We start from the raw sequence: 25,991 nt of genomic DNA on the forward strand, positions 1-25,991 counted from the left end.
GCCGTCTAATCCTGGCAAGACTAAAAGTAATCTGGAATACTGAATATCCTGGAGGCCGCGTGCAACCGCAGGCGGCATCTGTTAGGGGGGCGGCAGGATTCCACCCAGGGGCCGCCATGACCGCACCATCCGACGACGCGACTCGGATCGCCACCGGCGTTCCCGGCCTGGATTACATCCTCGGCGGGGGCTACGCGGCGAACCGCGCGCATCTGATCGAGGGGCGGCCCGGCTCGGGCAAGACCACGCTGGCCCTGCAATTCCTGCTCGACGGCGCGCGTGCGGGGGAGCGCTGCCTCTACATCACGCTCTCGGAGAGCCGGCGCGAGCTCCTCAACGTCGCCGAGCGGCACGGCTGGAGCCTCGACGGGATCGAGGTGTTCGAGCTGGTGCCGCCGGAACTCTCCCTCGATCCCTCCCAGCAGCAGAGCCTCGTCCACTCGTCCGACCTCGAACTCGGCGAGACGGTCCGGATGGCGATCGCCGAGATCGACCGCATCAAGCCGCAGCGGGTGGTGGTCGACAGCCTGTCGGAGATCCGCCTGCTCTCGCAGGGCTCGCTGCGCTTCCGGCGCCAAGTGCTCGCCCTGCGCAGCTTCCTGCTCATCCACGACACGACCGCGCTGCTCCTCGACGACATCACCTCCGAGCAGGACGACCTGAACCTGCACAGCCTCTGCCACGCGGTGGTGCGGCTGGAGCAGCTCGCGCCCCTCTACGGCGGCGAGCGGCGGCGGCTGCGGGTGATCAAGATGCGGGCCACCGCCTTCCGGGGCGGCTACCACGACTTCGTGATCCGGAAGGGGGGCGTGTCGATCTTCCCCCGCCTGATCGCGGCCGAGCACGGCCACGCCTTCCCGGAGGAGAGGCTCACGAGCGGCATCGCCGCCTTCGACGCGCTGCTCGGCGGCGGGCTCGACCGGGGCACCAGCACGATGCTGCTCGGCCCCTCCGGGGTCGGCAAGTCGTCGAGCGCGCTCGCCTTCCTGGTGAGCGCCCTGCAGCGCGGCGATCACGCGCTGATCCTGAGCTTCGACGAGGCGTCGAGCGTGCTCAAGCGGCGGGCGCGGGGTCTCGGCATGGATATCGAGCCCTACTGCCAGTCGGGCCTGCTGCGGCTGGAGCAGATCGACCCGGCCGAGGTCTCGCCCGGCGAGCTCACGGCGATCGTGCGCGAGGCGGTGGAGCGGGACGATGCCCGCGTCGTGCTGATCGACTCGCTCACCGGCTACCACAACGCCATGCCGGAGGAGCAGTACCTGCTGCTCCAGATGCACGAGATCCTGACCTACCTGAACCAGCAGGGGGTCACGACCCTGCTGGTGCTGGCCCAGCACGGGCTGATCGGGCAGATGTCGTCGCCGATCGATCTCACCTACCTCAGCGACACGATCCTGCTGTTCCGTTTCTTCGAGGCCGGGGGAGCGCTGCGGCGGGCGATCTCGGTGATCAAGAAGCGGGTCGGCCCGCACGAGGCCGCGATCCGGGAACTGCGGATCGGCGGTGACGGTTTGCAGGTGGGCGAGCCCCTCTCGGCCTTCCGGGGCGTGCTGACGGGCGTTCCGACCTACGTGGGAGATCTCGGCCGGCTGCTGGCCGATCAGGGCGGTGATGAGCGAGACTGATCCACCGGTCCTGATCCTGGCTCCCACGGGCCGCGACGCCGTCGTGGCGAGCGCCATCCTGAGCGAGGGCGGCCTGCGGGCGGCCCTCTGCGCGGGGCTGCCCGACCTCGTGGCGCGCCTCGACGCGGGCAGCTGCGCGGTCGTCACCGAGGAGGCGCTGCGCGACGCCGACCGGCGCGACCTCGCGGCCTGGATCGCCGGCCAGGAACCCTGGTCGGACTACCCGTTCCTGCTCCTGACCCTGCGCGGCTCCCCGCCCGATCCGCGACTGATGGAGATCCTGGGCAACGTGACGCTCCTGGAGCGGCCCTTCCACCCGACCACCCTGCTGACGGCGGCGCGCTTCGCCGTGCGGGCGCGCCGGCGCCAGCGCGAGGCCGCCGCCTTCCTGCGCGAGCGCCAGCAGACCGCCGAGCGCCAGACCCTCCTCATCCGCGAGCTGCACCACCGGGTGAAGAACACCCTGGCCACCGTGCAGGCCCTGCTCGGCGCCTCGTCGCGCTCGGCCACCAGCGTCGACGAGTTCTACCAGAGCTTCTCCGCCCGGGTGATCTCGCTCGCCAAGACCCACAATCTCCTCACCGACGATTACTGGCAGATGGCCTCGCTGCAGGAGATGCTGGAGAACGAACTCGCCCCCTACAACGACGCGGAGGGGCGGCGCATCGCCCTCGACGGCCCGCCCGTGGAGCTGACGGCGGACCTCGCGGTGCCGACCGGGATGGCGATCCACGAACTCACCACCAACGCCGCCAAGCACGGGGCGCTCTCGGTGCCGGAGGGCCGCATCGCGGTGCGCTGGGAGATCAGGGCGGCGGAGGGCGCCCGGCGGCTGCGGCTCGACTGGACCGAGCGCGGCGGCCCGCCGGCCCGCCCGCCCACCCGCAAGGGCTTCGGCTCGACCCTGCTGCAACGGGTGCTGACCATGCAGTGCGGGGCGGATATCCGCTTCGACTTCGCCCCGGCCGGCCTGCATTTCCGGATGGAGGCGCCCCTGGTGGAGACCCGCACGGTCCCCCATTATTGACCGGCACGGAATCGGATGCGCCGCGCCGCCCGGCCCGGCGCGCGGGACCCAGGGTCAAGGAGGGGATCAATGAACGGTCACATCTACGGGGCGCTCGGGCAACCGGGCGTCGGCTTCTTCATGGCAATCGTCATCGGGGCGCTGGCGGGCTGGCTCGCGGAGAAATTCACCTCCTCGACCATGGGCCTCCTCGCCAACATCGTGCTCGGCATCATCGGCGGCGTGGTCGGCAACTTCCTGGCGGCGCAGCTCCACATCCCGATCTTCGGCTTCTGGCGCAACCTGATCTCCGCGACGGTCGGCGCCGTGATCGTCATCACCGTCTACCGGGCCGTGAAGGGGCAGCGCCCGACCTACTGAGCCGGGCGCGCGGCGGGGCGTCACGTCCCATTTGCCCCGCGGGCGGCGAGCCCTTAAGTCAGGGCCTCGGCGCCCCAGGGGTTGGGCGCCGCGCCCGGATCGCCCATGGCCGTCGTCCTCGATCTCCTCGCCCACGATGCCCGCCCGCGCCACCCGGAGAAGGCGCACCGGCCCGACCAGCCGATCCAGCGCAAGCCCGACTGGATCCGCGTCAAGGCGCCGGGCTCGCCCGGCTGGGCCGAGACCAACCGGATCGTGCGCGAGCACGGGCTCGTCACGGTCTGCGAGGAGGCGGGCTGCCCCAACATCGGCGAGTGCTGGGAGAAGAAGCACGCCACCTTCATGATCATGGGGGATACCTGCACGCGGGCCTGCGCCTTCTGCAACGTGCGCACCGGCCTGCCGCAGGCCCTCGACGGGGAGGAGCCCGCCCGCGTCGCCGACGCGGTGGCGAGGCTCGGCCTCTCGCACGTGGTCGTCACCTCGGTCGACCGGGACGACCTCGGGGACGGGGGCGCGGGCCATTTCGCGGCGGTGATCGGGGCGATCCGGCGGGCGAGCCCGGGCACCACCATCGAGGTGCTCACCCCCGACTTCCTGCGCAAGGACGGGGCCCTGGAGGTGGTGGTCGCGGCCAAGCCCGACGTCTTCAACCACAACCTTGAGACGGTGCCGTCGAAGTACCTCACGGTCCGCCCGGGCGCCCGCTACTTCCACTCGATGCGCCTCCTCCAGAAGGTGAAGGAGCTCGATCCGACCATGTTCACCAAGTCGGGGATCATGGTGGGCCTGGGCGAGGAGCGCAACGAGGTGCTTCAGCTGATGGACGACCTGCGCTCGGCCGACGTCGATTTCCTCACCATCGGCCAGTACCTGCAGCCGACGAAGAAGCACCATCCGGTGCTGCGCTTCGTGCCGCCCGAGGAGTTCCGGGCCTATGAAACCACGGCCTACGCCAAGGGTTTCCTCCTGGTCTCGGCGACGCCGCTGACGCGCTCCTCCCACCATGCCGGGGCGGATTTCGCAAGGCTCTCCCAAGCCCGGCGCGACCGCCTCGCCACCGCCTGACATGCCGAGCTTCCGCACCACCCGCAGCGTCCGCCACAGCCCGGACGACATGTTCGCCCTCGTCGCCGACGTCGAGCGCTACCCCGAATTCCTGCCGCTCTGCGACGCGCTGCGGGTGCTGCGGCGCCAGCCGGGCGAGGCCGGGGGCGAGATCCTCGTCGCCGAGATGAGCGTCGGCTACAAGGCGATCTCGGAGCGCTTCACCACCCGCGTCCAGCTCGACCGCCCCAACCTGCGCATCGTGGCCGAGTACATCGACGGCCCGTTCCGCCACCTGGAGAACCGCTGGACCTTCCGGGAGGCGCCGGGCGGGGGCTGCCTGGTCGAATTCTACATCACCTACGAGTTCAAGAGCCTCGCCCTCGGGCTGCTCATGGGCAAGATGTTCGACCGCGCCTTCCGCAAGTTCACGGACGCGTTCGAGAGCCGGGCGGACCGGATCTACGCGCGGGCCTGATACGCCATCCGGTTGATGGCTTCGCCATCAACCGGATGGCGTATCAGGCGCTGTCCGGACGTGATCGTCCGGGCAGCGCATCACACCTCGGTCAGCGCCGCCTCCAGCAGCCCGAGGGCGTCCTCCACCGCCTTGCGGCGCACCTCCGCCCGGCCGATATCGCCGTAGCGCCGCTCCAGGTGGCGCATCGCGCGCCCGGCCGTGACGAGGCCGAAATGCACGAGGCCGACCGGCTTCGTGGCGGTGGCGCCGGAAGGGCCGGCGATGCCCGTGATGGCGAGCGCCACGTCGGCGCGGGAATGGGCGAGCGCCCCGTCCGCCATCGCCCGGGCCACCGGCTCGCTCACCGCGCCGTGCTCGGAGATCAGGCCGAAATCGACGCCCAGCACCTCGGCCTTGGCCTCGTTCGAGTAGGTGACGAAGCCCCGCTCCACCACCGCGGAGGAGCCTGCCACTTCGGTGAGCAGCCCCGCCAGCAGGCCCCCGGTGCAGGATTCGGCGGTGACGATCCGGCGCCTGCGCTCCCGGTAGGCGGCGATGAGCACGCCCGCGCGGGCGATGAGGGCGGTGTCGGTGATCACGCGGCGCTCCCTCAGGCGGCGGGCAGGCGGAGCGTCGCGGCGGCCTGGGCGGCGAGCCCCTCGGCCCGCCCCACGAAGCCGAGCGCCTCGGTCGTGGTCGCCTTGATCGAGACCGATCCGACGGGGATCCCCGCCACCTCGGCGATGCGGGCGCGGATCGCCTCCCGGTGCGGGCCGATGCGGGGCTGCTCGCACAGCACCGTGACGTCGAGATGGTCGATGACGCCGCCGCGGGCCGCCACCCGGGCGACCGCGTCGGCCAGGAACTGATCCGAGGAGGCGCCGCGCCAGCGCGGGTCGCTCGGCGGGAAGTGCACGCCGATGTCGCCGTCCGCCAGCGCCCCCAGGATCGCGTCGGTGAGCGCGTGCAGCACCACGTCGCCGTCCGAATGGGCGAGCACGCCGCGCGCGGCCGGGATGCGCACGCCGCCGAGCCAGACGTGGTCGCCCTCCGTGAAGGCGTGCACGTCGAAGCCGGTGCCGAGACGGGTGACGAGGGTCATGGCATCTCCTGGAGCATCCCCTGGGGCGGGCGCGGCGCCGCCCGGGCCCGCGAAGGCGCGGTCCGCCTCCTCGAGGTCGGCCGCCTGCGTGATCTTGCGGTTGCGGACGTCGCCGGGGAAGACCGTCACGGGCAGGCCCGCCCACTCGGCGAGCGCCCCGTCATCCGTGAAGGCGTCGAGGCCCTGGGCGGCGGCGCGGCGATGCGCGTCGCGCAGCAGCGCGAAGCCGAAGGCCTGCGGGGTCTGCACGGCCCGCAGGGCATCCCGCGGCGGGGTCTCGCGCACCACGCCCGCCGCGTCCACGCGCTTGATCGTGTCGCTGACCGGCACGCCCGGGACCGCGGCGCCGTGGAGGCGCGCCGCCGCGATCGCCCGCTCGATCAGCGCCTCGTCCACGAAGGGCCGCGCGGCGTCGTGGACGAGCACGAGGTCCGGCGCCCCGGCGCGCTCCAGCGCGTCCAGTCCCGCCCGCACCGAATCCTGGCGCGTCGCCCCGCCCGGGACCGGCGGGAGCAGCTTGGCGGCGAGATCGCCCAGACCGGCGAGGCACTCCGCGTAGAAGGCGGCGGCGTCGGGCGCGATCACGACCTGGATCCGCGCCAGGCCCGGATGCCGCGCCAGCGCCTCGAGCGTCCGGGTCAGGACCGCCTTGCCGCCGACGCGGCGATATTGCTTGGGAGTGCCGCCGCCGACGCGGATGCCGCGGCCCGCGGCGACGACGACCGCGGCAGTCTCGGACATGGACCGGATCCTCACACGGCGGGGACGCGCGTCCCGACGGGATGCCCGTTCCTAGAAGGGGTGCGGCGCAAAATCAAATCGGCGGCCTGCGAAGCTTCTCCGCTTGCGCACGGCCGAGTTTTGGCTATTTGTTGTGCAGAATGAAGATTGACCATTCTTTGAGCGGCCAGCGGCCCGGGCCCGATCCGGGAGCGCCGCCACCCGAACCGGGGGCGCGCGCGCCCGGCGCCCTGCTCGCCCCCCTGTCGGGCGTGACCGACCTGCATCTGCGCCGGATCGCCCGCCGGTGCGGGGCCAGCGCGGTCGTCTCCGAGATGGTGGCGGCGGAGGATCTCGCCCGCGGCAGCGCGGAGGCGCGGCTGCGGGCCGAGGGCGAGGGGGTGCGGCCGCACGTGGTCCAGCTCGCCGGCTGCGACCCGCGCTGGATGGCGGAGGGCGCCCGGCTGGCGGAGGCGAACGGCGCCGACGTGATCGACGTCAACATGGGCTGCCCGGCCAAGAAGGTCACGGGCGGGGAGGCGGGCTCGGCGCTGATGCGCGACCTCGACCACGCGGCGCGGCTGCTGGCGGCGGTGCGGGAGGCGGTGGCGGTGCCGGTCACGGTCAAGATGCGCCTCGGCTGGGACGACGCGTCCCGCAACGCGCCGGACCTCGCGCGCCGGGCCGAGGCCCTCGGCCTGTCCGCCGTCACGGTGCATGGCCGCACGCGCCAGCAATTCTACGCCGGCCGGGCCGATTGGGCGGCGATCCGCGCGGTGGTCGAGGCGGTGTCGATCCCGGTCGTGGCCAACGGAGATGTGGGCAGCCTCGCCGAGGCCCGCGCCTGCCTGGCGGAATCCGGGGCGGCGGCGGTGATGATCGGCCGGGCGGCGGTCGGCCGGCCCTGGCTCGTCGGCGCGGTGGCGGCCGGCTTGCGCGGCGCGCCCGCGCCCGCCCTGACGCGGGCGGCGCAGGCGGACCTCGCGGGGGAGCATTACGAGGGCCTGCTCGCCCTCTACGGCGTCGCCATGGGGGTGCGGCACGCCCGCAAGCACCTGGCGGCCTACGCGGACCACGCGGGCGGCCTCGCCGCAGGCGAGCGGGCGCGCCTCGTCACCACGACCGACCCGGCCGAGGCGCTGGCGCTGCTGCGCCGGGCCTTCGCGGGCGAGGGAGTCGCGGGGGAGGCGGCACCGGCCGCGGAGTGGGCGGCACCGGCCGCGGAGTGGGCGGCATGAGCGCGCCCACCTGCGACGCGATCATCAACGCGCTGCCGCTGCCGGTGCTCACCATCGGGCCGGACGAGCGCATCCTCCAGGTCAACATGGCCGCGGAGCACTTCTTCGACTATTCGCGCCGGCTGATGCAGCGCCAGCGCCTGCGCGACATCATCCCGTTCTCCTCGCCGATCATCGCCCTGGTGAACGAGGTGCGGCGGCGGCACGCGAGTGTCAGCGAGTACCGGGTGGAGCTCGGCTCGCCGCGCTCCGGCGTCGAGCGCAGCGTCGACGTGTTCGCGACCTATCTCGACGACGAGATGGTGGTCCTGATGCTGCAGGAGCGCACCATCGCGGACAAGATGAACCGCCAGCTCACCCATCGGCAGGCGGCCCGCTCGATGGTGGCGCTCGGCGCCATGCTGGCCCACGAGATCAAGAACCCGCTCGCCGGCATCCGGGGCGCCGCCCAGCTGCTGGAGCAGTCGGCGGGCGAGGACGACCGCATGCTGACGCGGCTGATCTGCGACGAGGCCGACCGGATCGTGCGCCTCGTCGAGCGCATGGAGCTGTTCGGGGACGAGCGCCCGGTCGAGCGCGGGCCGGTCAACGTCCACGGCGTCCTCGACCAGGTGAAGCGCTCGGCCCAGTCCGGCTTCGCCCGCCACATCCGCTTCGTCGAGAATTACGACCCCTCGCTGCCGCCGGTGCTCGGCAACCGCGACCAGCTGGTCCAGGTGATCCTCAACCTCGTGAAGAATGCCGCCGAGGCGATCGGCGCGGACGCGGTCGACGGCGAGATCACCCTCTCGACCGCCTTCCGCACGGGGTTGCGCCTGCAGGTGCCGGGCTCGCGCGAGCGGGTGAGCCTGCCGATCGAGGTCGCGGTGCGCGACAACGGGCCGGGCGTGAGCGCCGACCTGCTCCCCGACCTCTTCGACCCTTTCGTGACCACCAAGGCCCAGGGGTCGGGGCTCGGCCTCGCCCTCGTCGCCAAGATCGTCGGGGACCACGGCGGCATCGTCGAGTGCGATCCCGCCCCCCGCCGGACCACCTTCCGCGTACTCCTGCCGATGTCCCACGCCCGCGACGGGCGCGAATCGGCCCCGGATGCCGAGTGACCCCAGAAGAGCGGTTCCATGCCGAACGGACACATCATCGTGGCGGATGACGACGCCGCCATCCGCACCGTCCTCAACCAGGCGCTCTCCCGGGCCGGCTACGAGGTGCGCTCGACGGGCAACGCCGCCACGCTCTGGCGCTGGGTGGCGCAGGGCGACGGCGATCTCGTGATCACCGACGTGGTGATGCCCGACGAGAACGCCTTCGACCTGCTGCCCCGGATCAAGCGGGTGCGGCCGGACCTGCCGATCATCGTCATGAGCGCCCAGAACACCTTCATGACGGCGATCCGGGCCTCCGAGCGGGGCGCCTACGAGTACCTGCCCAAGCCCTTCGACCTCAAGGAACTCACCGCCATCGTGGGGCGGGCCCTGTCGCGGCCGCGGGGCAACGCGCTTCCCGGCGCGGCGCCCGAGAACGAGGACATCCCGCTGGTCGGGCGCTCGCCCGCCATGCAGGAGATCTACCGCTCGCTCGCCCGGCTGATGCCCACCGACCTCACGGTGATGATCACGGGCGAGTCCGGCACCGGCAAGGAGCTCGTCGCCCGGGCCCTGCACGATTACGGCCGCCGCCGGGCGGGGCCCTTCGTCCCGGTCAACATGGCGGCGATCCCGCGCGACCTCATCGAATCCGAGCTGTTCGGCCACGAGAAGGGCGCCTTCACGGGGGCGACCGCCCGCTCGGCCGGGCGCTTCGAGCAGGCGGAGGGCGGAACCCTCTTCCTCGACGAGATCGGCGACATGCCGATGGAGGCCCAGACCCGCCTCCTGCGCGTCCTGCAGCAGGGCGAGTACACCACGGTCGGCGGGCGCGTGCCGATCAAGACCAACGTCCGCATCATCGCGGCCACCAACAAGGACCTGCGGGTCTCGATCCAGCAGGGCATCTTCCGCGAGGACCTGTTCTTCCGCCTCAACGTGGTGCCGCTGCGCCTGCCGGCTCTGCGCGAGCGCACCGAGGACGTGCCCGACCTCGTGCGCCACTTCTTCACCCTGGTCGAGCGGGAGGGGCTGAGCCGCAAGCAGCTCGACGCGGACGCGATGGAGCGCCTCAAGCGCTACCGCTGGCCGGGCAACGTGCGCGAACTCGAGAATCTCGTGCGGCGCCTCGCGGCGCTCTACCCGCAGGAGACGATCACCGGCCCGGTGATCGAGGCCGAACTCGACACGCTGCCCCTCGCGGCGCCCGCGCCGGCGGGCGGCGGCGCGCGCAAGGGCACGCCCGACGCGGAGGGGCTCTCGGCGGCCGTGGAGCGCCACCTCGCCGAGTACTTTTCGGGCTTCCGGGACACGCTGCCGCCGCCCGGCCTCTACCACCGCGTGTTGCGCGAGATCGAGGGCCCGCTCATCGGCGCCGCGCTGGCGGCGACGCGCGGCAACCAGATTCGGGCTGCCGAGCTGCTCGGCGTCAACCGCAATACCCTGCGCAAGAAGGTGCGGGACCTCGATCTGCAGGTCTTCCGCACGCCGCGCTAGCGTCGCCGGCAGACCCGGGCGGCCGCGGCACAGCAGATCCGCGGCCTCGCCCGGCGGCGGCGGCCGCCTGAGCTCTCGGAATCAGTCGCGCGACCCACGCGAGGGCCACGAAGACCTGCGCCCGGAGCCACGAATCTGCGAGACATTTCGTCGCGGGCAGGGCCTCGGCTCGGCGGCCGGCCGGACCCGGCTCAGCCATGCCTCAGGCGCAGGGCAGTGCGGCCTCGTCGGCGGCGACGGGGACGCAGTAGAGGCGCTTGCGGGAATACAACTTCATGTTGTCGTTCGCCCCCGGTCCCGGATGGCCATGGTACTCGTCGGAAATCTCGCCGGCCGTCAGCACGCGGCGGCGGGCCTGCCAAGTCGCCGGCAGAGTCTTCACCGGCTTTCGGCCGCGCGTTTTCTTGTGGCGACCGAAGATCTGGCCATCCTTGCGCTTGGTCATCTTTGAAACGTCCCCCAATCCCGGCCTTCTTCTGGCAGGATGGACGCGCCCTCCGGTTGACCCGGATGCGTGCGCGCGCCGCGCCCCACATGGTTCCGAACCCCCTGAGGGTAGCCCGGAATCCCCCACAAAGTCCGGCGACATTTCGCCTTTCTCGAATCTCCGCCGGCCTGCGGCGACGCGGACACACGCGTTCGAGTGAGCTAGGCTTCCGGGTTTCGGCATAACCCGTAAGGACTAACTCAAGCCACTGAGGGCGCGTCGGTTTTCGGTCCGCGCGGCGGGCCCGGCCGGGCGCGGCCTCATGCAGCAGCGGCAAGGATCCGCGCCCCCGCGCCGGCCTGTCTGACGTTACGAAAGGGCGCCGCGCCCAAGCATATCCTCTCGGTTTCTGCCCCCGCAGACCTTGAAGTTGGCGGCATCTCGCGTAACATCTGCCGCACTGGATGGGGGCATGCCGTTTTAAGAGGATGATGATGGACTCCGACAACCAGACCGAGTTTCCGCAGTCGATTGAGCTGGTGTCCGACATCGTGTCGGCCTACGTGTCGAACAATTCGGTGCCCGTGGGTGAACTCGCCGCTCTGATCCGCAGCGTGCACGAGGCGGTGGCGCAACTGGGGGCTCCGGCCGCGCCGCAGCCGGAGAAGCTGGTCCCGCCGGTTCCGATCAAGAAGACGGTGACCCCGGACTATCTCATCAGCCTGGAGGATGGGCGGCGCTACCGCACGCTCAAGCGCCACCTCGCCGGCCGGGGGCTCACGCCGGAGCAGTACCGGGCGAAGTGGGGCCTCCCTCCGGATTATCCCATGGTGGCGGCGAACTATGCCGCCCAGCGCTCGGAACTCGCCAAGAGCATCGGCCTCGGCCAGAAGCCGGTCGCCCGCCGCCCCCGCGCCACGCAGGCGGCGTGATCCCGCGCCCGTCCCGGGACCCGCAACCGAATCAGACGCCCGCGGAAGACCGCTTCCGCGGGCGTCGTCGCGTCGGTGGTGCGCCGGCCGAGGGGAGGGGGCCCGCCGGGCGCGCCCCGGCCCCCGCGCAGCTCCGAGGGTCCGCGCGACCGGGCCGTTCCTCCGGCGGGCGGCTTTCGGCCGAGGCCGTGTGAGAACGCGACGGCGCGGACCGCGACCGGCGGTTCATCTCCCCAGAGGGGAGGTCGTCCCGCGAGGGGCGATTCCTCGGTCCGCGACGCCCGCGGCGCGGCGTGCTCGCATTCCCGCGCCGCCTGCACCCGTTGCGGGCCTCGCATCCCGCGTCGTTCGGGGAGGCGAGGGAGGGTCCGACGGGTGCCAGGTGCCGGTGCGGACGGCCCGCAGTCGATCTGCCCGGTCCAAGCTCGTCGGTGTTTGCCCGTCGCTGCCGCTGCCGTCAGCGCCGAGGCGGATCACCGCTCGGCGAAGGCGCCGACGACCCGGACGATGCCGGCGCGGTCACCGGCGAGGCGCTCTGAGACGGCCGCGACGGGTGGCAGCTTCGAGACCTCCCGCCCCACCAGCGGGTCCAGCGTCCAGGCCCGCGCCGGGACGCGTCCCGCCTTGATCGGATCGCTGTCGGGCGATCCGCGATCCAGAATACCCGGCCCCGGTCCTGCCGGTTTGGGGAGAAGGCAAGCGCGATCGGGGCGCGATCCCTGAGCCTGCTCAGCACGACCCAGGGGACGATCCTGAGGGCAGGGGAACCACCCTCGGCAGCCCTCGGACGGGGCGCTCAGGTGGCTCTCGTTCACTTGCAAGGGTCACTTGCAAGGGTCACTTGCATTGCAAGGGTCCATGGCGGCTCTTCAGGAGTCGAGGCTCCCCTGAAGGAGCGACGGATCGGTTGGGTGCCCGCTACATGTATTGAGGTGAATTGGCCCGATGGAATAATTCGTGCTATAGAGCCTCAACCTCGAGAGTTCCACGAGCCAGCTAGGCAGCTGCGTCGGAACAGGTGGCGGGGGACGCGCCATGATGCGAAGCTTGGCACGACGGGACTTCCTGAAAGCTTCGGCCGCGCTGGGCGCGAGTGCCGCGGCGGGCTTCGCCTGCCTCGAGATCGCGACCGCCGCGCCGATCGAGATTCCCACGGTCGACGCGCTCACCCTCCGCGTGCTGGTCGATTCCGCGCACGATCAGTTCCTCAAGCCCAGCACCGTGCAAGGTGTCGTTCATCAGCCACCCGGCGGCGGCCGCGGCAGCGACTACAGGAAGGTTCTGCACAACCAGTGGGGTCTATCCCTCTTCGCCGAGTCGCAGCGACGCGACGAGACCAAGACGATCCTCCTCGACTTCGGCTACACGCCGGAAGCCCTTCTCAACAACATCGAGATCCTGAAGCTCGATCCGAGCAAGGCCGATGCCCTGATCGTCAGCCACGGGCACCACGACCATTACGGGGGCCTGATCGGCTTCCTGGACCGGTACAGGGCGTCGCTGTCGCCGGACGTCAAGCTGTTCGCCGGCGGGGAGGACAATTTCTGCCATCGGCTGGTGCCGAGCGGGACCGCCGGCCAGTTCACGGATTTCGGCCTGCTCGATCGGCGCGAACTGGCGGCCCGGCACATCACCACCGTCCTGTGCGAGGCGCCCACGGTGATCGCCGGGCACGCCTTCACGACGGGGCAGATCAAGCGCCGCTCGCTCGAGCGCGTCCTGCCCAACACCTTCGTCGAGCGCGGATTCAAGGACGGCGCGGGCTGCGATGCCGCCCACTACTCCCCGGCGGAGCTGGAAGGGAAGATCATCCCGGACGAGCACGTCCACGAGCACGCCACCTGCTTCAATCTCCGGGACAGGGGCCTCGTCGTCATCAGCTCGTGCGGGCATGTCGGAATCGTGAATTCGGTCCGGCAGGCGCAGGAGGTCTCGGGCGTCGAGAAGATCCACGCCATCGTCGGAGGGTTCCACCTCGGCCCGGCTCCGAAGGATTACCTCACCCAGGTCGTCGCCGAGATCGCCAAGCTGAAGCCGGACGTCGTCATCCCGATGCATTGCAGCGGCCTGAACTTCGTCCTCGAGGCGCAGGCGCAGATGCCGGAGAACGTGCTCGTGCCGACGACGGGCAGCCGGCTGCGCTTCGGTGCGTAGCGCCGTCCTGCGCGCCGCCCTGCTGGCAGGACTCGCCGGCGTCGCGGGCGGTCCGGTCCGGGCCGTTGAACCGGGCCGCCGGTCGGCGGCCGAACTCATGGACGTGCTGATGTGGAACCGCGAGCCGGTCGGCGGTCCCTTCGCGCTCGTTGACCAGACCGGACGCCCGCGCACCGACGCCGACTTCCGGGGCACACTGCTCCTCGTCTATTTCGGCTTCACGTCCTGCCCCGATGTGTGCCCCACCGACCTCGCGGAGATCGGCCGCTTGCTCGACCTCCTCGGAGACCGGGGCGCCTCGATCCAACCGCTCTTCATCACGCTCGACCCCGAGCGGGACACGGTCGCTCATCTTGCCGCGTACGTTCCGAGTTTCCATCCCCGGCTGATCGCTCTCACGGGCAGCGCCGAGGCCGTTCGCAACATTGCGGATGCTTACAAGGTCTATCATGAGCGCGTGCAGCTCGGCGGCAGCGACTACACGGTCGATCACTCGGCGTTCATCTATCTGATGGATCGGTCGGGCGGTTACCTCGGGTTTTTTCCTCCCGGCACGACGGCCGAACGGATGTCCGCGATCGTCGAGCCGCTTCTCACGACCCCCTCGTCCGATCGGTCGCGCCGCGACCGCCGACCTTGAGCTCTGGGCGGCGGTTCTCCGCCGGGCCTTGGGCAGGGCGCGCGCACGGCGCACGGGGTTCCTGCCCCGGACCATCGATCGTGCGGCATTCTCTGCGGCTGCGCACCGCTGCTTCGCGGATGACCGTCGGTCCCCTCGCCCTGCGCGGTCACGAGAGCGGCGCGGGCCGCCCTGGCGGCACGGCCGCCGTCGATGCCGGGGCGCCCGGACGCGGGGCTGGCCGTCGCCACTCCGGCTCGGCCAGGATCCAGACCTCCGTCGCCTGCGCGCGACCGTGCACGACCAAGGGCGCGTGGCGGCGCAGGCCGTCGAGGGCGGGCTCGCCGGCCTCCGCGCGGACCCGCTCGACCAGGGCGTGACTGCTCACCAGCGGGGTCCGGAGGCCGCGGCTCTGCGCTTCGAGCCGGCTCGCGACGTTCACCGTGTCGCCGAGAACCGCGTATTCGAGCCGGCGCGCGTGGCCGATCGTGCCGAGCACGACCGGCCCGACATGCAGGCCGATCCCGATCTGCAGGGCCGGCTCGCCGAGCGCGCGGCGCTCGACGTTCCACGCGTCGAGGCAGGCCAGCATCCGGCGCGCGCAGGCCAGCGCATCCGCGGCGTCGCGGGGGCCCGGCCTCGGCGTGCCGAAGGTCGCCATCACGCTGTCGCCCACGAACTTGTCGAGCGTTCCCCCGCCTCGAACACGCAGCCGGCCATGCGCTCGTGGAAGCCGCGCAGCATCGCCATGACGGTCTGCGGCGAACGGCGCTCGCACAGGCCCGTGAACCCGACCACGTCGGCGAAGAGGATCGCGACGTCCTGGACCCGCGCGGGACCGAACGGCTCGTCGAGCGCGGCCAGCTCCTCCACGAGATTTGCCGAGACGTGGCGGGCGAGGTTGTCGCGGGCGCGAGCGACCCGCGCCTGCGCCTCGACCAGCCGGCGCGCGCGGTGCACGACGACCGCGAGGATCCCGGTGATCAGGCAGGCGGTGAAGACGCTCGTCGCCCAGGCCGCGGCATCGACGAAGGCGGGATCCAGGTAGCGCGCCAGGGCCCCGGGGCCGGCGCCCCCGTGACATCGCGCGGCGCGGCCGGCTCTCGGGCCGCAGGCCGGGCCGGCCGCCTCCGCCCGGATGTCACGATCCGATCCCCTGCCTCGTCAGGACAGGAGCCGGCCGCCGCGCCGGCGCCGTGCGACAGAGAGGAAACCATGAGAATCGTCGTCATCGGCGGGACCGGGCTGATCGGCCGTCAGGTCGTCGCGACCCTGCGCGCGCTCGGCCACGAGGCCGTGCCCGCGTCACCCGCCTCGGGCGTGAACACGGTCACCGGCGAGGGGCTCGCCGCGGTGCTGCGGGGCGCGCGGACCGTGGTCGACGTCGCCAACTCACCCTCCTTCGAGGAGGAGGCGGTGATGGCCTTCTTCCGGACTTCGGGACGCCATCTCCTGCGCGCCGAGGCGGAGGCGGGCATCGCTCACCACGTCGCCCTGTCGGTGGTCGGAACCGACCGCCCGCAGGCCCCCGCCTACCTCCGGGCCAAGCTGGCCCAGGAGCAGCTGATCACGGCCGCGGGCATCCCCTTCACGATCGTGCGGGCGACGCAGTTCTTCGAGTTCATGGGCGGCATCGCCGAGGAGGGGACGCGGGACGGCGTGGTCCGCCTCTCGCCGGCGGCGATGCAGCCGATCGCTTCGGGCGACGTCGCGCGGGCGCTCGCGGAGGTCGCGCTCGCCGAGCCGGCGAACGGCATCGTCGAGATCGCCGGGCCGGAACGCGCCCCCTTCGCCGCGTTCGTCGGCACCTGGCTCCGTCACCGCGACGATCCCCGCCGCGTCGTGGTCGATCCGGCGGCCCCGTATTTCGGCGTGCCGATCACCGACGCGACCCTGACGCCGGGACCGAACGCGCGCATCATGCCGACGCGATTCGACGACTGGCTGACCGCGGCGGCGAGCCGCGAGGGGAGTGCCTGATGCGCGCCTCGTCCCCCTGCCTCGCGCTCGCGCCCGTGGTCGCGCCCGTGGTCGGGCCCGTCTTGGCGGCGAACGGCCTCGCGCGCGCCGCGCCGGTCCCGCGGGCGCGCCGCGGGATCGCGCCCGACGAGGTTCGTCCCGGCATGCCCTCGCGAGCCCGCGCGCGGGGGACCTCGCGATGACGCCCCGGAGCTCCGATCCGCTCTCCGGACCCACCGGGAGAGCCCTGCTGCCGGAGGACGCGCAGCTCGCGGAATTCGAGGCGCAGCGCCCGCGCCTGCTGCGCCTCGGCTACCGCATGCTCGGTGCGCTGAGCGAGGCCGAGGACGTGGTGCAGGAGGCGTGGCTGCGCTGGTCGGGCGTGCGGGACGGCGTCGCGACGCCGGCCGCCTACCTCACGCGCATCGTGACGCGGCTGTGCCTCGATCAGCTGAAATCGGCGCGGGCCCGGCGCGAGACCTATGTCGGTGCCTGGCTTCCCGAGCCGCTGATGGGCGCGGCCGATCCGGACGAGACGGTCGGCGAGGACGTCACGCTGACGCTCATGCTGGCGCTCGAGCGGCTGTCGCCGCTCGAGCGGGCGGCCTTCCTCCTCCACGACGTGTTCGGCGTCGCGCTGCCCGAAGTGGCCGCGACGCTCGACCGCGCGCCGGCCGCCGTGCGTCAGCTCGCGGTGCGGGCCCGCAGGCATGTCCAGTCCGGCCGTCAGCGCTACCGCGTCGACGCCGCGGAAGCCGAGCGCATCGCGCGCGCCTTCTTCGCCGCCTCGCGCGACGGCGACACGGCGGCGCTCGCCTCGCTGCTGGCCGCCGATGTCGAACTTCGCTCGGACGGCGGCGGCCGCGTCCTCGCCTATCCCAACGTGATCCGCGGCGCGGACCGGGTGATCCGGCTCTTCGCCGGCCTCTCGGGCAAGGCCTATTTCCAACCCGTTCTCCTCAAGGTTGCGATCATCGACGGATTGCCCGGGTACGTCAGCGCCACGCGCGGCGGCCTGCTCCAGACGACGGCCCTCTCCGTCCGCGACGGGCGCGTCGCCGCCATCTACGCGGTCCGCAATCCCGACAAGCTCCGCCAGGTCGCCGCTGCGCTCGGCCGGTGATCCGCGGGACGCGGTGGCTGGCCGAAATCGCCGCGCTCCCGTATTAATTTCGCCACACTGTAGTGGCCTTGCATCAGCCATGTTGCTGTCGCGCCGCGTTCACGCGCCCGGGGCCTCCCCCGGTGCCCCGCCGGAGACGGCCCCGCGGGGGCCGGGGCTGTTCGGGGCCCTGGTCGTCGGGGTGGCGCTGGCGCTCGCCCTCGCCACCTTCCTGATCCTGGTCGGGGCCACCGGCATCGCCCCGACCCACGACGTCGTCGTCGCGCTGCTGCTCGGCAACGTCGCCCTGGTGATCGGCCTCGTGGTGGTGATCGCCTGGGAGGCCCGGGTCTTCCTGCGGGCGCGGCAGGCCAATGCCCGGGTGGCGCGGCTGCACACCCGCATCGTCGGCCTGTTCAGCCTCATCGCCACCCTGCCCACCATCCTGCTCGCGGTCGTGGCCTCGATCACCCTGGAGCGCGGCCTCTCGCCCTGGTTCTCCGACCGGATGCGCAACGTCGTGCTGATGTCCGTCGACGTCGCCGACGCCTACCTGACCAACCAGTGCCAGAGCCTCGCCCGCGAGGCCCGCATCCTCTCGGACGATCTCACCCGGGCGCGCCCCGCCTTCGAGGTCGAGCGGGCGTGGTTCGAGAACTTCCTCACCGCGCGCGCGAGCTCCCTCGGGCTGCCGATCGCCCGCATCATGCGCTCCGCCGACGAGACCGTGGCGCGCGCCAACATCGACGTGCTCAAGAACCCGCCGCTGCCCTCCGCGGCCGATTTCGAGGAGGCCGCCAAGTCCAACGACCCGACCTGCCTGCTGCCCCGCGAGGGCCGCGTCTTCGGGGCCCTGATGAAGCTGCCGGCCTACGGCGACGCCTACCTGCTGATCGAGCGCGAGGTGACGCGCCTCGCCGTCGAGTTCCCGGGCGTCTCGCGGGCGGCGGCGACCGAGTTCCTCACCATCGATGCCGGGCGGCGCAGCGTGCAGATCGCCTTCGCCAGCATGTTCGCCCTGATCGCCCTGATCGCCCTGCTCTCGGCGGTCTGGTTCGGGCTCAACTTCGCCAACCGGTTCGTCGCCCCGATCCGCCGCCTCATCAACGCCGCCGACCAAGTCGCCTCCGGCAACTTCTACGCCCAGGTCCCGCACCGCAAGACCGAGGGGGACCTCCAGCACCTGGGCGAGAGCTTCAACAAGATGACCCAGGAGCTGCGCCGCCAGCACGACGGGCTGATCGAGGCGCGCGACCAGATCGACCGCCGCCGCCGCTTCACCGAGGCGGTCCTCGCCGGCGTGCCGGCCGGCGTGCTCGGGATCGACGCGGAGGGCGTCATCACCATCGCCAATCCCTCGGCCGAGCGGATGCTCGGCCTCACCCCGCAGGAACTCGTCGGCACGCCCCTGCGGGTCGCGGTGCCGGAACTGGCGGGCCTCCTCGGCGCCTCCGGCGAGGGGCGCCTGCGCCCGCTCCAGCAGCAGATCCAGATCACCCGCAAGGGCCGCGAGCGCACCATCGACGTGCGGGTCACCAGCGAGCAGGCGCAGGGCATCGACCGCGGCCACGTCGTCACCCTCGACGACATCACGGACCTCGTCGCCGCCCAGCGCACCTCCGCCTGGGCCGACGTCGCCCGGCGCATCGCCCACGAGATCAAGAACCCGCTCACCCCCATCCAGCTCTCGGCCGAGCGCATCCGCCGCAAGTACGGCAAGGTCATCACCACCGACAAGGACGTGTTCGAGCAGTGCACCGCCACGATCGTGCGCCAAGTCGACGACATCAAGCGGATGGTCGACGAGTTCTCGTCGTTCGCCCGGATGCCCAAGCCGGCGATCTCCCGCAACGACCTGACCGAGATCGTGAAGCAGAACCTGTTCATGATGCGGGTGGCGCATCCCGACATCGATTTCGCGATGGAGGGGGAGGGCACCCGGATCAGCGCCGCCTTCGACACGCGCCTCCTCTCCCAGGCGGTCACCAACATCCTCAAGAACGCCGTCGAGGCGGTCCAGGCGGTGCCGGAGGCGGAGCGCGGCCGCGGGCGGATCGCCGTGCGCCTCCTGGAGGAGGGGGACGGCGCCGTGATCGAGATCACCGACAACGGCAAGGGTTTTCCGGCCGAAGGGCGCCAGAGGCTGCTCGAGCCCTATATGACGACCCGCGAGGGGGGGACCGGCCTCGGGCTGGCGATCGTGAGCAAGGTCTTGGAAGAGCACGGCGGCGGCATCGATCTCAACGACAATCCGGCGGGGCGGGGCGGGCAGGTGCGCATGCGCCTCCTGCGCGAGGTGCCGCGCCCCGCCTCGCCCGAGGGCGCGGCCGCCCCGGCCCAGAGCGCGGCGGCCCAAGGCGCGGCCGCCCAAGGCGCGGCGGGGCAGGGCGCGGCGGGGCAGGACGCCCCGGCGCCGAGCGCGCAGGGGGCCGCACCGTGAGCCGGCCGATCTCCGCTCGGGGGCCGATCTCCGCTCGGGAGCCGCTCCGCTCGGGAGCCGATCTCCGTTCGGCGGCCGGGCGCCGCAGCGCGCCGCGGGCGAGCGCCCCGCGGCCCGGCGCGGCGCGCCGGCAGGGCCGGACAAGCCATCGCGAGAACCATCAGGGTGCGGCCGCAGGGCCGGGCATCCGCAGCGCCGGGAGGCCGTGACCGATGAGCGCCGACATCCTGATCGTCGACGACGAGGCCGACATCCGCGACCTCGTGGCGGGCATCCTCGACGACGAGGGCCACCGCACCCGCACGGCCGGGTCCTCCGACGAGGCGCTCGCCGCCATCGAGCAGCGCCGGCCCCACCTCGTCTTCCTCGACATATGGCTGCAGGGCTCGCGCCTCGACGGGCTCCAGCTCCTCGACGTGATCAAGGCCCAGGCCCCGGACCTGCCCGTGGTGATGATCTCGGGCCACGGCAACATCGAGACCGCGGTCTCGGCCATCAAGGCGGGCGCCTACGACTTCATCGAGAAGCCGTTCAAGGCCGACCGGCTGATCCTGGTGGCCGAGCGGGCGCTCGAAGCCTCGCGCCTCAAGCGCGAGGTGCGCGACCTCAAGGCCCGCTCCGGCCAGGCGAGCCGCATCGTCGGCGGCTCGGTGGCGGTGAACCAGCTGCGCCAGACCATCGAGCGGGTCGCCCCCACCAATGCCCGCGTGATGATCTCGGGCGCGCCGGGCTCCGGCAAGGAGCTCTCGGCCCGCACCCTCCACGCGGCCTCGGGCCGGGCGAGCGGCCCCTTCGTGGTGATCAACGCCGCCACGATCACGCCCGAGACCATGGAGGCGGAGCTGTTCGGGGTCGAGGCCGCGGACGGGCGGCCCCGCCGCGTCGGCGCCCTGGAGGAGGCCCACGGCGGCACCCTCTACATCGACGAGGTCGCGGACATGCCCCGCGAGACCCAGAACCGCATCCTGCGGGTCCTCGTCGACCAGAACTTCCAGCGCGTCGGCGGCACCACCCGGGTCCATGTCGACGTGCGCATCATCTCCTCCTCCTCGCGCGACCTCGCCGAGGAGATCGCGGGCGGCCGCTTCCGGGAGGACCTCTTCCACCGCCTCAGCGTGGTGCCGATCCGGGTGCCGCCGCTGGCCGAGCGCCGCGAGGACGTGCCGGAGCTGATCGGCTTCTTCATGGAGCAGATCTCGATGGCGACCGGCCTGCCCCAGCGCCGGATCGCCCCCGACGCCATGGCGGTGCTGCAATCCCACGACTGGCCCGGCAACGTCCGCCAGCTGCGCAACAACGTCGAGCGGCTGATGATCCTCACCCAGGGCGATCCCGAGACCGAGGTCACCACCGAGATGCTGCCGAGCGAGGTCGGCGCCCTCGTCCCCACCACCCCGAGCGGGGCGGGGGGCGAGAAGCTGATGAGCCTCGCCCTGCGCGAGGCCCGCGAGATCTTCGAGCGGGAGTACCTGGTCGCCCAGATCGCCCGCTTCTCCGGCAACATCTCCCGCACCGCCGAGTTCATCGGCATGGAGCGCTCCGCCCTGCACCGGAAGCTCAAGTCGCTCGGCATCGGCGCGTGATCCGGCGCGGCCGGTCCGCATTTGACAATGCGGACCGGCCGCGATCTTGCTATGAGCCACGCGGCCGCCGCGGGCGCCCCGACCGGGTCGTCTGGCCGGTGTCTCGCGTCGCGGCCGGATGCCTCTTGCGCCGGGCCGAGCTTCACCGTGTAATGGGTCTCGGGTCCGGGGCCGCGTCTCGCGGCCCGCAAGAATCAACGGAGCGACCCGTCATCCGGGGCCGGCAGCGGGTTCACAAGGATAAGAAGAATGGCGGGCGAGCGCGCTCAGAATCTGCAGGACACTTTCCTCAATCACGTCCGCAAGAACAAGATCCCTCTCACGATCTTCCTGGTCAACGGCGTCAAGCTGCAGGGCGTGGTGACTTGGTTCGACAATTTCTGCGTGCTGCTGCGGCGGGATGGACATTCGCAGCTGGTCTATAAGCACGCGATCTCGACGATCATGCCCGGTCATCCGGTGCAGCTCTTCGAGCAGGGCGAGGAGGGCGCCGAGAAGGGCTGAGCCCGGTCCTCCTCGCGCCGGGGCGGCGAATCCGCCCCCCGGCGCTTGATTGCGGCCGGCCCACCTCCAATCTGACACCGATCGCCGGGCAGCGGATCGGCCCGCCGGCCTGCGGCGGGATTCTGGTGAGATCGGCACTTCATGGAACCTCGGATCCCGGGTGACACCCGGCTGTCGGACGAGGCGCGGCCGGGCGAGGCCCGGCTGCAGCGGATGGCGGAGCCGGAGGGCACCATCGCGGCCGCCACCCGGACCCTCGTGCTCGGCCCCTACCTCACGCGGAGGGGCGACGCGGCGCGGGCGCCCACCCGCCCCCCCGAGGCGAGGCTCGACGAGGCGGTGGGGCTCGCCGCCGCCATCGACCTCGCGGTGGTCGACCGGCTGATGCTCCCGGTCCAGGCGATCCGGCCCTCGACCTACCTGGGCAAGGGCCGCGTCGAGGAGATCGCCGGGCGGATCGCCGCCGAATCCGTGCGCCTCGTGGTGATGGATTGCGCCCTCTCGCCGGTGCAGCAGCGCAACCTGGAGAAGGCGTGGGGCGTCAAGGTCATCGACCGGACCGGGATGATCCTGGAGATCTTCGGGCGCCGCGCCTCCACCCGCGAGGGCGCGCTCCAGGTCGAGCACGCCCATCTCGCCTATCAGCGCAGCCGCCTCGTCCGCTCCTGGACCCACCTCGAGCGCCAGCGCGGCGGCTTCGGCTTCCTCGGCGGCCCCGGCGAGACCCAGATCGAGGCCGACCGGCGCCTGATCCAGGAGCGCATGACCCGCATCGAGCGCGAACTCGGGACCGTCACCCGCACCCGCGGCCTGCACCGGCAGAGCCGCCGCCGCGTGCCCTACCCGATCGTGGCGCTGGTCGGCTACACCAATGCCGGCAAGTCGACCCTGTTCAACCGCCTCACCGAGGCCGAGGTGCGGGCCGAGGACATGCTGTTCGCGACCCTCGATCCCACCGCCCGGGCGATCAAGCTGCCGCACGGCGAGACCGCGATCCTGTCCGACACGGTCGGCTTCATCTCCGACCTGCCGACCATGCTGATCGCGGCGTTCCGGGCGACGCTGGAGGACGTGATCGAGGCCGACATCCTGCTCCACGTCCGCGACATGGCGCACGAGGACACGCAGGCCCAGGGGGAGGACGTGCAGGCGGTGCTCGCCGAACTCGGCATCGCCCCGCAGGCGGACCGGATCATCGAGGTCTGGAACAAGGCCGACCTGCTCGGCCCGGAGGAGCGCGAGCGCCTGCTCAACCTCAGCCGGCAGACCGGCACCCGGCCGGTCCTGATCTCGGCCCTCACCGGGGAGGGAACCGACGCGCTCCTGGCCCGGATCGAGGGGCGCATCGCCGAGAGCCGGGCGAGCTTCGCCCTCGTGCTCGACCCGGCCGAGGGGGCCGGGCTGCACTGGCTCTACGAGAATGCCGAGGTGCTCGACCGGCGGGAGGATGCGGGCGGGCGGCTCCACCTCGTGGTGCGCGTCGCCCCCGAGAAGGAGCCCCGCCTCCTCAATCGGTTCGGCACGGCCCGGCGCCTGCGCGCCGCCGGGGAGGCGGCCCGGCCCTGACCGGGATCCCCGCGCCGGGGCGGGCCGCTTCGGTCCGCCCTTGCGCGGCGGCCCCCGACGGCGCAGGGACATCTCCATGCTGTTCGGACTCCACATCCACCACCCGGCGCATCTCTCGATCTGGATCGCCCCGGACGACCAGCGCGTCGTCCCGCGCATCAAGGTGACGGTCGACGGCGTCACCACGGTCAGCTCGGCGAACGAGGTCGATCACAACCTCAAATCCTGGGGCTGGCACTCGACCGGCCTGTGCGCGTTCAACCTCCACGACGGGGCCTTCCCGGGCCTGAGCGAGGCCGCCCTGCTGGAGGTCCGCGACTACGACACCAACATCCTGCTCTACCGCCGCAGCCGCGAACTCGGCGACACGCAGCGCCGGGTGCTCTTCCTCGACCACACCATCGGCCAGGCCAGTCCCCTCCGGGACACCCTGTTCTCGAAATTCCAGATCTCCCACCTGATGCTCAAGGGCGTGAGCCAGCCCGTCCTCAACTGCATCATCGGCAATCAATTCCTCAACTCGCTGTTCTGCTACGGCCCGATCTTCTATCCGGTCTGCGAATCCTTTCTGATCGAGCACAAGTTCCTCAAGATCTTCCTGGCGCACGACCCCTACCTGGAGCTGGCCCGCCGCATCTTCTGGCTGCGCAGGGTCTCGGAGCTGGCGGTCAGCAGCGCACGCCACTGGCAGATCGAGGAGATCGTTGATGCGTGCTACTTCGCCTCCTCGCTCGATTTCAGCGATCTGCCGCTCCTCAAGAAGAGTTTCCGGAATCTCGATGCCAAGACCACCAACACCCTGTCGAACCCGATGACCCGCTATCTCGGCGCCCGGGACGAGCGCGAGGCGCTGAATCCGGGCCACTGGTCGACGGCGATCCAGAACCTGTCGCGCTTCGAGGTGGTCGGGCACCACGACTATGCCGGGGAATTCTCGGCCTCGGTGATGCAGGCCCTCGACCTCCCCTACGAGGAGCCGGTGCCCCGGCCCGGGCCGCGCCAGGAGGTGCGCGACGCCGCCGAGATGCTGCGGGCGGTCAGGAACGCCGCCCCCCTGGTCGAGATGGACCTCGACCTCAGCGAGCGCATCCGCTCCCTGGTCGAGAAGTACTGGAAGCAAGCCTGAGCCCGGCCGGCGCCGCGCCCCGCGGCCGGGCCTCGCCCGGCGGCGGGGCAGCGGCCCGGCGGGAGCTTGACCCGGTGGCGGCGGCGCCGCCAACCCGGGGGCGTGGCGGCGCGCCGCGCGCCGCCTCGGCGGCCGCGGGACGGGACCGCCGGGTTGAGAGGTCGGTTGAGAGACGCGCGCGATGGCACCCGAACACGATCTGGTCCCGGTCTCATGCGACCTCGACCGCCTGTACCGGTCGGACGGCTCCTCCGAACTGGCGGACGCGCTGCCCCCGATGGAGCCCTCCAGCCCCGACATCGACTTCGTCGACGACCTGTTCCCCGCCTACGCGTACGAGCGGCCGGCCCCCCTCACGCAGGTCTGCGGGGACGAGGAGGCGGCGCGGCACATGCGGCAGATCGAGAGCGACATGGCCCGGGGCGCCCGGCGGGGCGCGGCCTCGGCCCTGTTCCGCATCCGCGACGCCGTCCTGTACGACAACGTCATCCATCTCCTGCGCGGCGCGCGCCGCGCCGTCGTCTACGAGACCGCGCGGCCGCAGGACCTCGCGCATTTCCCGCTCGACCAGGCGCCGCACCCGATCCGGGACCAGGATTCCTCCGACGGCGCCCTCAACCTCGTCTTCACGAACTCCGCCTCGTTCAATTACGGCCACTGGCTGGTGGAGGATCTGCCGCGGCTGAAGGCGGTCCGGGTGCTCCGGCGCCGCTTTCCCGGCCGGCCCATCAACCTGATCATCACGACCTATCACGAGATCATCGACCAGGTGCGGCTGCGCTCGATCAAGCTGATGCTCGAGGGCCTGCGGGGGATCCGGATCGTGACGATCACGCGCGACCAGCCGCTGCATTTCGACGTGCTGCACTTCGCCTCGCCGATCGCCCTGCACCCGGTGCTGAAATCCCCCGAGGCGCTCGCCTTCCTGGCCGGGACGCTGCGGCGCCGGGTGCTGCTCGCGCGCCTGCGCATCGCCCGCGACGCCCTGCTGGCGACGCCCCGGCGCCGGCCCCTGCGGCGGCGGCTCTTCGTCGACCGCGCGCCGGATTACGGGCGCCGCCTCCTCAACCGGGACGACGTGCTGGCGCTCCTGTCCGGCGAGGGTTTCGAGGTGGTCGATCCCCTGACCCTGCCGTTCGGCCAGCAGGTCGCGCAGTTCGCCGATGCCGGGGTGGTGGTGGGCGGCATGGGGGCCGCCATGACCAACACGCTGTTCAGCCTGCCCGGGACGCAGGTGATCCACCTCGCGGCCGAGGGCTGGAACGACCCGTTCTTCTGGGACCTCGCGGCGGTGCGCGGGCACCGCTACCACGCGCTCTACGGCGCGAGCGACTCGAAGGAGCGGCCGAACCACGGCGCCTTCACGATCGACCTCGACGCCCTGCGGGCCGCCCTGCGGGCGGCGACCGCCTGACCGGGGG

At 72.0% G+C, this 25,991-nt stretch carries 24 protein-coding genes; 19 read left to right on the forward strand and 5 right to left on the reverse strand.

Features of this window, described 5'->3' with window-relative positions:
* The first annotated feature begins 116 nt into the window (after nucleotides 1-116).
* The 5 genes from M446_RS28605 (at nucleotide 117) to M446_RS28625 (ending at nucleotide 4,537) form a co-directional block, all read left to right on the forward strand.
* Nucleotides 117-1,625 carry an ATPase domain-containing protein gene (locus tag M446_RS28605; RefSeq protein ID WP_012335580.1) on the forward strand — a complete coding sequence of 503 codons (1,509 nt, stop codon included), beginning with the start codon at nucleotides 117-119 and terminating at the stop codon, nucleotides 1,623-1,625.
* Complete coding sequence (locus M446_RS28610; RefSeq protein WP_012335581.1) at nucleotides 1,612-2,652, forward strand: sensor histidine kinase; 1,041 nt, start codon at nucleotides 1,612-1,614, stop codon at nucleotides 2,650-2,652. The genes M446_RS28605 and M446_RS28610 overlap by 14 nt, the downstream gene beginning before the upstream one ends.
* 69 nt (nucleotides 2,653-2,721) lie before the next feature.
* Nucleotides 2,722-3,012, forward strand: coding sequence for a GlsB/YeaQ/YmgE family stress response membrane protein (locus M446_RS28615; RefSeq protein ID WP_012335582.1), 291 nt, complete (start codon nucleotides 2,722-2,724; stop codon nucleotides 3,010-3,012).
* Nucleotides 3,013-3,117: 105 nt separating this feature from the next.
* Entirely contained in the window at nucleotides 3,118-4,080 is a 963-nt protein-coding gene (gene lipA, locus M446_RS28620; protein WP_012335583.1) for a lipoyl synthase, read from the forward strand.
* A 1-nt stretch (nucleotide 4,081) separates the two neighbouring features.
* Nucleotides 4,082-4,537 (forward strand): type II toxin-antitoxin system RatA family toxin, encoded by a 456-nt coding sequence (locus M446_RS28625; RefSeq protein WP_012335584.1) that lies wholly within the window; start codon nucleotides 4,082-4,084, stop codon nucleotides 4,535-4,537.
* A gap of 80 nt (nucleotides 4,538-4,617) precedes the next feature.
* Here the strand turns inward: M446_RS28625 and M446_RS28630 are convergent, their stop codons facing one another.
* A complete protein-coding gene (locus M446_RS28630; protein WP_012335585.1) occupies nucleotides 4,618-5,118 on the reverse strand; it encodes a CinA family protein in 501 nt (166 codons plus the stop codon).
* 11 nt (nucleotides 5,119-5,129) lie between these two features.
* Nucleotides 5,130-6,362, reverse strand: a complete 1,233-nt coding sequence (locus tag M446_RS28635; RefSeq protein WP_012335586.1) for a bifunctional 2-C-methyl-D-erythritol 4-phosphate cytidylyltransferase/2-C-methyl-D-erythritol 2,4-cyclodiphosphate synthase — start codon at nucleotides 6,360-6,362, stop codon at nucleotides 5,130-5,132.
* Between the two features lie 140 nt (nucleotides 6,363-6,502).
* Here M446_RS28635 and dusB point away from each other — a divergent pair, with 140 nt between their 5' ends.
* Genes dusB through ntrC form a run of 3 tightly spaced genes read left to right on the forward strand, consistent with a single transcriptional unit; the run spans nucleotide 6,503 to nucleotide 10,158 of the window.
* Nucleotides 6,503-7,579 carry a tRNA dihydrouridine synthase DusB gene (gene dusB, locus M446_RS28640; protein ID WP_012335587.1) on the forward strand — a complete coding sequence of 359 codons (1,077 nt, stop codon included), beginning with the start codon at nucleotides 6,503-6,505 and terminating at the stop codon, nucleotides 7,577-7,579.
* Nucleotides 7,576-8,679: a two-component system sensor histidine kinase NtrB gene (locus tag M446_RS28645; RefSeq protein WP_012335588.1), complete on the forward strand. Its 1,104-nt coding sequence runs from the start codon at nucleotides 7,576-7,578 to the stop codon at nucleotides 8,677-8,679. Before dusB ends, M446_RS28645 begins: the two co-directional genes overlap by 4 nt.
* Before the next feature lie 18 nt (nucleotides 8,680-8,697).
* Nucleotides 8,698-10,158, forward strand: a complete 1,461-nt coding sequence (ntrC, locus tag M446_RS28650; RefSeq protein WP_012335589.1) for a nitrogen regulation protein NR(I) — start codon at nucleotides 8,698-8,700, stop codon at nucleotides 10,156-10,158.
* Nucleotides 10,159-10,360: 202 nt separating this feature from the next.
* On the opposite strand, the gene M446_RS28655 is transcribed toward ntrC, so the two are convergent.
* Nucleotides 10,361-10,603 carry a hypothetical protein gene (locus M446_RS28655; RefSeq protein WP_012335590.1) on the reverse strand — a complete coding sequence of 81 codons (243 nt, stop codon included), beginning with the start codon at nucleotides 10,601-10,603 and terminating at the stop codon, nucleotides 10,361-10,363.
* 476 nt (nucleotides 10,604-11,079) lie between these two features.
* On the opposite strand from M446_RS28655, the gene M446_RS28660 reads away from it, so the two are divergent.
* From M446_RS28660 to M446_RS28670, 3 genes are all read left to right on the forward strand, one after another.
* Nucleotides 11,080-11,517: a MucR family transcriptional regulator gene (locus M446_RS28660; protein WP_012335591.1), complete on the forward strand. Its 438-nt coding sequence runs from the start codon at nucleotides 11,080-11,082 to the stop codon at nucleotides 11,515-11,517.
* 1,035 nt (nucleotides 11,518-12,552) lie between these two features.
* Entirely contained in the window at nucleotides 12,553-13,671 is a 1,119-nt protein-coding gene (locus M446_RS28665; RefSeq protein WP_012335593.1) for an MBL fold metallo-hydrolase, read from the forward strand.
* Nucleotides 13,664-14,311 (forward strand): SCO family protein, encoded by a 648-nt coding sequence (locus M446_RS28670; protein ID WP_012335594.1) that lies wholly within the window; start codon nucleotides 13,664-13,666, stop codon nucleotides 14,309-14,311. The genes M446_RS28665 and M446_RS28670 overlap by 8 nt, the downstream gene beginning before the upstream one ends.
* Before the next feature lie 148 nt (nucleotides 14,312-14,459).
* On the opposite strand, the gene M446_RS34365 is transcribed toward M446_RS28670, so the two are convergent.
* Both M446_RS34365 and M446_RS34370 read right to left on the reverse strand, forming a co-directional pair.
* On the reverse strand, nucleotides 14,460-14,966 hold the full coding sequence (locus tag M446_RS34365; protein WP_050777522.1) for an adenylate/guanylate cyclase domain-containing protein: 507 nt from the start codon (nucleotides 14,964-14,966) through the stop codon (nucleotides 14,460-14,462).
* Nucleotides 14,951-15,250 (reverse strand): adenylate/guanylate cyclase domain-containing protein, encoded by a 300-nt coding sequence (locus tag M446_RS34370; protein WP_050777523.1) that lies wholly within the window; start codon nucleotides 15,248-15,250, stop codon nucleotides 14,951-14,953. The genes M446_RS34365 and M446_RS34370 overlap by 16 nt, the downstream gene beginning before the upstream one ends.
* Nucleotides 15,251-15,505: 255 nt before the next feature.
* Here M446_RS34370 and M446_RS28680 point away from each other — a divergent pair, with 255 nt between their 5' ends.
* The 8 genes from M446_RS28680 (at nucleotide 15,506) to M446_RS28720 (ending at nucleotide 25,984) form a co-directional block, all read left to right on the forward strand.
* Nucleotides 15,506-16,270, forward strand: a complete 765-nt coding sequence (locus M446_RS28680) for an SDR family oxidoreductase (RefSeq protein WP_012335595.1) — start codon at nucleotides 15,506-15,508, stop codon at nucleotides 16,268-16,270.
* Between the two features lie 178 nt (nucleotides 16,271-16,448).
* Nucleotides 16,449-17,372: an RNA polymerase sigma factor SigJ gene (gene sigJ, locus M446_RS28690; protein WP_012335597.1), complete on the forward strand. Its 924-nt coding sequence runs from the start codon at nucleotides 16,449-16,451 to the stop codon at nucleotides 17,370-17,372.
* A gap of 79 nt (nucleotides 17,373-17,451) precedes the next feature.
* Nucleotides 17,452-19,791, forward strand: a complete 2,340-nt coding sequence (locus M446_RS28695; protein ID WP_012335598.1) for a sensor histidine kinase NtrY-like — start codon at nucleotides 17,452-17,454, stop codon at nucleotides 19,789-19,791.
* A gap of 212 nt (nucleotides 19,792-20,003) precedes the next feature.
* Nucleotides 20,004-21,374, forward strand: coding sequence for a sigma-54-dependent transcriptional regulator (locus tag M446_RS28700; RefSeq protein WP_012335599.1), 1,371 nt, complete (start codon nucleotides 20,004-20,006; stop codon nucleotides 21,372-21,374).
* A 249-nt stretch (nucleotides 21,375-21,623) separates the two neighbouring features.
* A complete protein-coding gene (hfq, locus tag M446_RS28705) occupies nucleotides 21,624-21,878 on the forward strand; it encodes an RNA chaperone Hfq (protein ID WP_012335600.1) in 255 nt (84 codons plus the stop codon).
* A gap of 141 nt (nucleotides 21,879-22,019) precedes the next feature.
* The gene (gene hflX, locus M446_RS28710; protein WP_012335601.1) at nucleotides 22,020-23,444 is read left to right on the forward strand and encodes a GTPase HflX; all 1,425 of its coding nucleotides are present in this window, start codon (nucleotides 22,020-22,022) and stop codon (nucleotides 23,442-23,444) included.
* A gap of 76 nt (nucleotides 23,445-23,520) precedes the next feature.
* The gene (locus M446_RS28715; RefSeq protein WP_012335602.1) at nucleotides 23,521-24,570 is read left to right on the forward strand and encodes a hypothetical protein; all 1,050 of its coding nucleotides are present in this window, start codon (nucleotides 23,521-23,523) and stop codon (nucleotides 24,568-24,570) included.
* A gap of 181 nt (nucleotides 24,571-24,751) precedes the next feature.
* Complete coding sequence (locus tag M446_RS28720) at nucleotides 24,752-25,984, forward strand: glycosyltransferase family 61 protein (RefSeq protein WP_012335603.1); 1,233 nt, start codon at nucleotides 24,752-24,754, stop codon at nucleotides 25,982-25,984.
* The last annotated feature ends 7 nt before the right edge of the window (nucleotides 25,985-25,991 follow it).

The sequence above is a fragment of the Methylobacterium sp. 4-46 genome (assembly GCF_000019365.1).
Classification (GTDB): domain Bacteria; phylum Pseudomonadota; class Alphaproteobacteria; order Rhizobiales; family Beijerinckiaceae; genus Methylobacterium.

Excerpts from the sequence above, each read along its gene's own strand:
- M446_RS28605 (WP_012335580.1), top strand. The coding sequence starts at position 117 with ATGACCGCACCATCCGACGACGCGACTCGGATCGCCACCGGCGTTCCC.
- M446_RS28610 (WP_012335581.1), top strand. The coding sequence starts at position 1,612 with ATGAGCGAGACTGATCCACCGGTCCTGATCCTGGCTCCCACGGGCCGC.
- M446_RS28615 (WP_012335582.1), top strand. The coding sequence starts at position 2,722 with ATGAACGGTCACATCTACGGGGCGCTCGGGCAACCGGGCGTCGGCTTC.
- lipA (WP_012335583.1), top strand. The coding sequence starts at position 3,118 with ATGGCCGTCGTCCTCGATCTCCTCGCCCACGATGCCCGCCCGCGCCAC.
- M446_RS28625 (WP_012335584.1), top strand. The coding sequence starts at position 4,082 with ATGCCGAGCTTCCGCACCACCCGCAGCGTCCGCCACAGCCCGGACGAC.
- M446_RS28635 (WP_012335586.1), bottom strand. The coding sequence starts at position 6,362 with ATGTCCGAGACTGCCGCGGTCGTCGTCGCCGCGGGCCGCGGCATCCGC.
- dusB (WP_012335587.1), top strand. The coding sequence starts at position 6,503 with ATGAAGATTGACCATTCTTTGAGCGGCCAGCGGCCCGGGCCCGATCCG.
- M446_RS28645 (WP_012335588.1), top strand. The coding sequence starts at position 7,576 with ATGAGCGCGCCCACCTGCGACGCGATCATCAACGCGCTGCCGCTGCCG.
- ntrC (WP_012335589.1), top strand. The coding sequence starts at position 8,698 with ATGCCGAACGGACACATCATCGTGGCGGATGACGACGCCGCCATCCGC.
- M446_RS28655 (WP_012335590.1), bottom strand. The coding sequence starts at position 10,603 with ATGACCAAGCGCAAGGATGGCCAGATCTTCGGTCGCCACAAGAAAACG.
- M446_RS28660 (WP_012335591.1), top strand. The coding sequence starts at position 11,080 with ATGGACTCCGACAACCAGACCGAGTTTCCGCAGTCGATTGAGCTGGTG.
- M446_RS28665 (WP_012335593.1), top strand. The coding sequence starts at position 12,553 with ATGATGCGAAGCTTGGCACGACGGGACTTCCTGAAAGCTTCGGCCGCG.
- M446_RS28680 (WP_012335595.1), top strand. The coding sequence starts at position 15,506 with ATGAGAATCGTCGTCATCGGCGGGACCGGGCTGATCGGCCGTCAGGTC.
- sigJ (WP_012335597.1), top strand. The coding sequence starts at position 16,449 with ATGACGCCCCGGAGCTCCGATCCGCTCTCCGGACCCACCGGGAGAGCC.
- M446_RS28695 (WP_012335598.1), top strand. The coding sequence starts at position 17,452 with ATGTTGCTGTCGCGCCGCGTTCACGCGCCCGGGGCCTCCCCCGGTGCC.
- M446_RS28700 (WP_012335599.1), top strand. The coding sequence starts at position 20,004 with ATGAGCGCCGACATCCTGATCGTCGACGACGAGGCCGACATCCGCGAC.
- hfq (WP_012335600.1), top strand. The coding sequence starts at position 21,624 with ATGGCGGGCGAGCGCGCTCAGAATCTGCAGGACACTTTCCTCAATCAC.
- hflX (WP_012335601.1), top strand. The coding sequence starts at position 22,020 with ATGGAACCTCGGATCCCGGGTGACACCCGGCTGTCGGACGAGGCGCGG.
- M446_RS28715 (WP_012335602.1), top strand. The coding sequence starts at position 23,521 with ATGCTGTTCGGACTCCACATCCACCACCCGGCGCATCTCTCGATCTGG.
- M446_RS28720 (WP_012335603.1), top strand. The coding sequence starts at position 24,752 with ATGGCACCCGAACACGATCTGGTCCCGGTCTCATGCGACCTCGACCGC.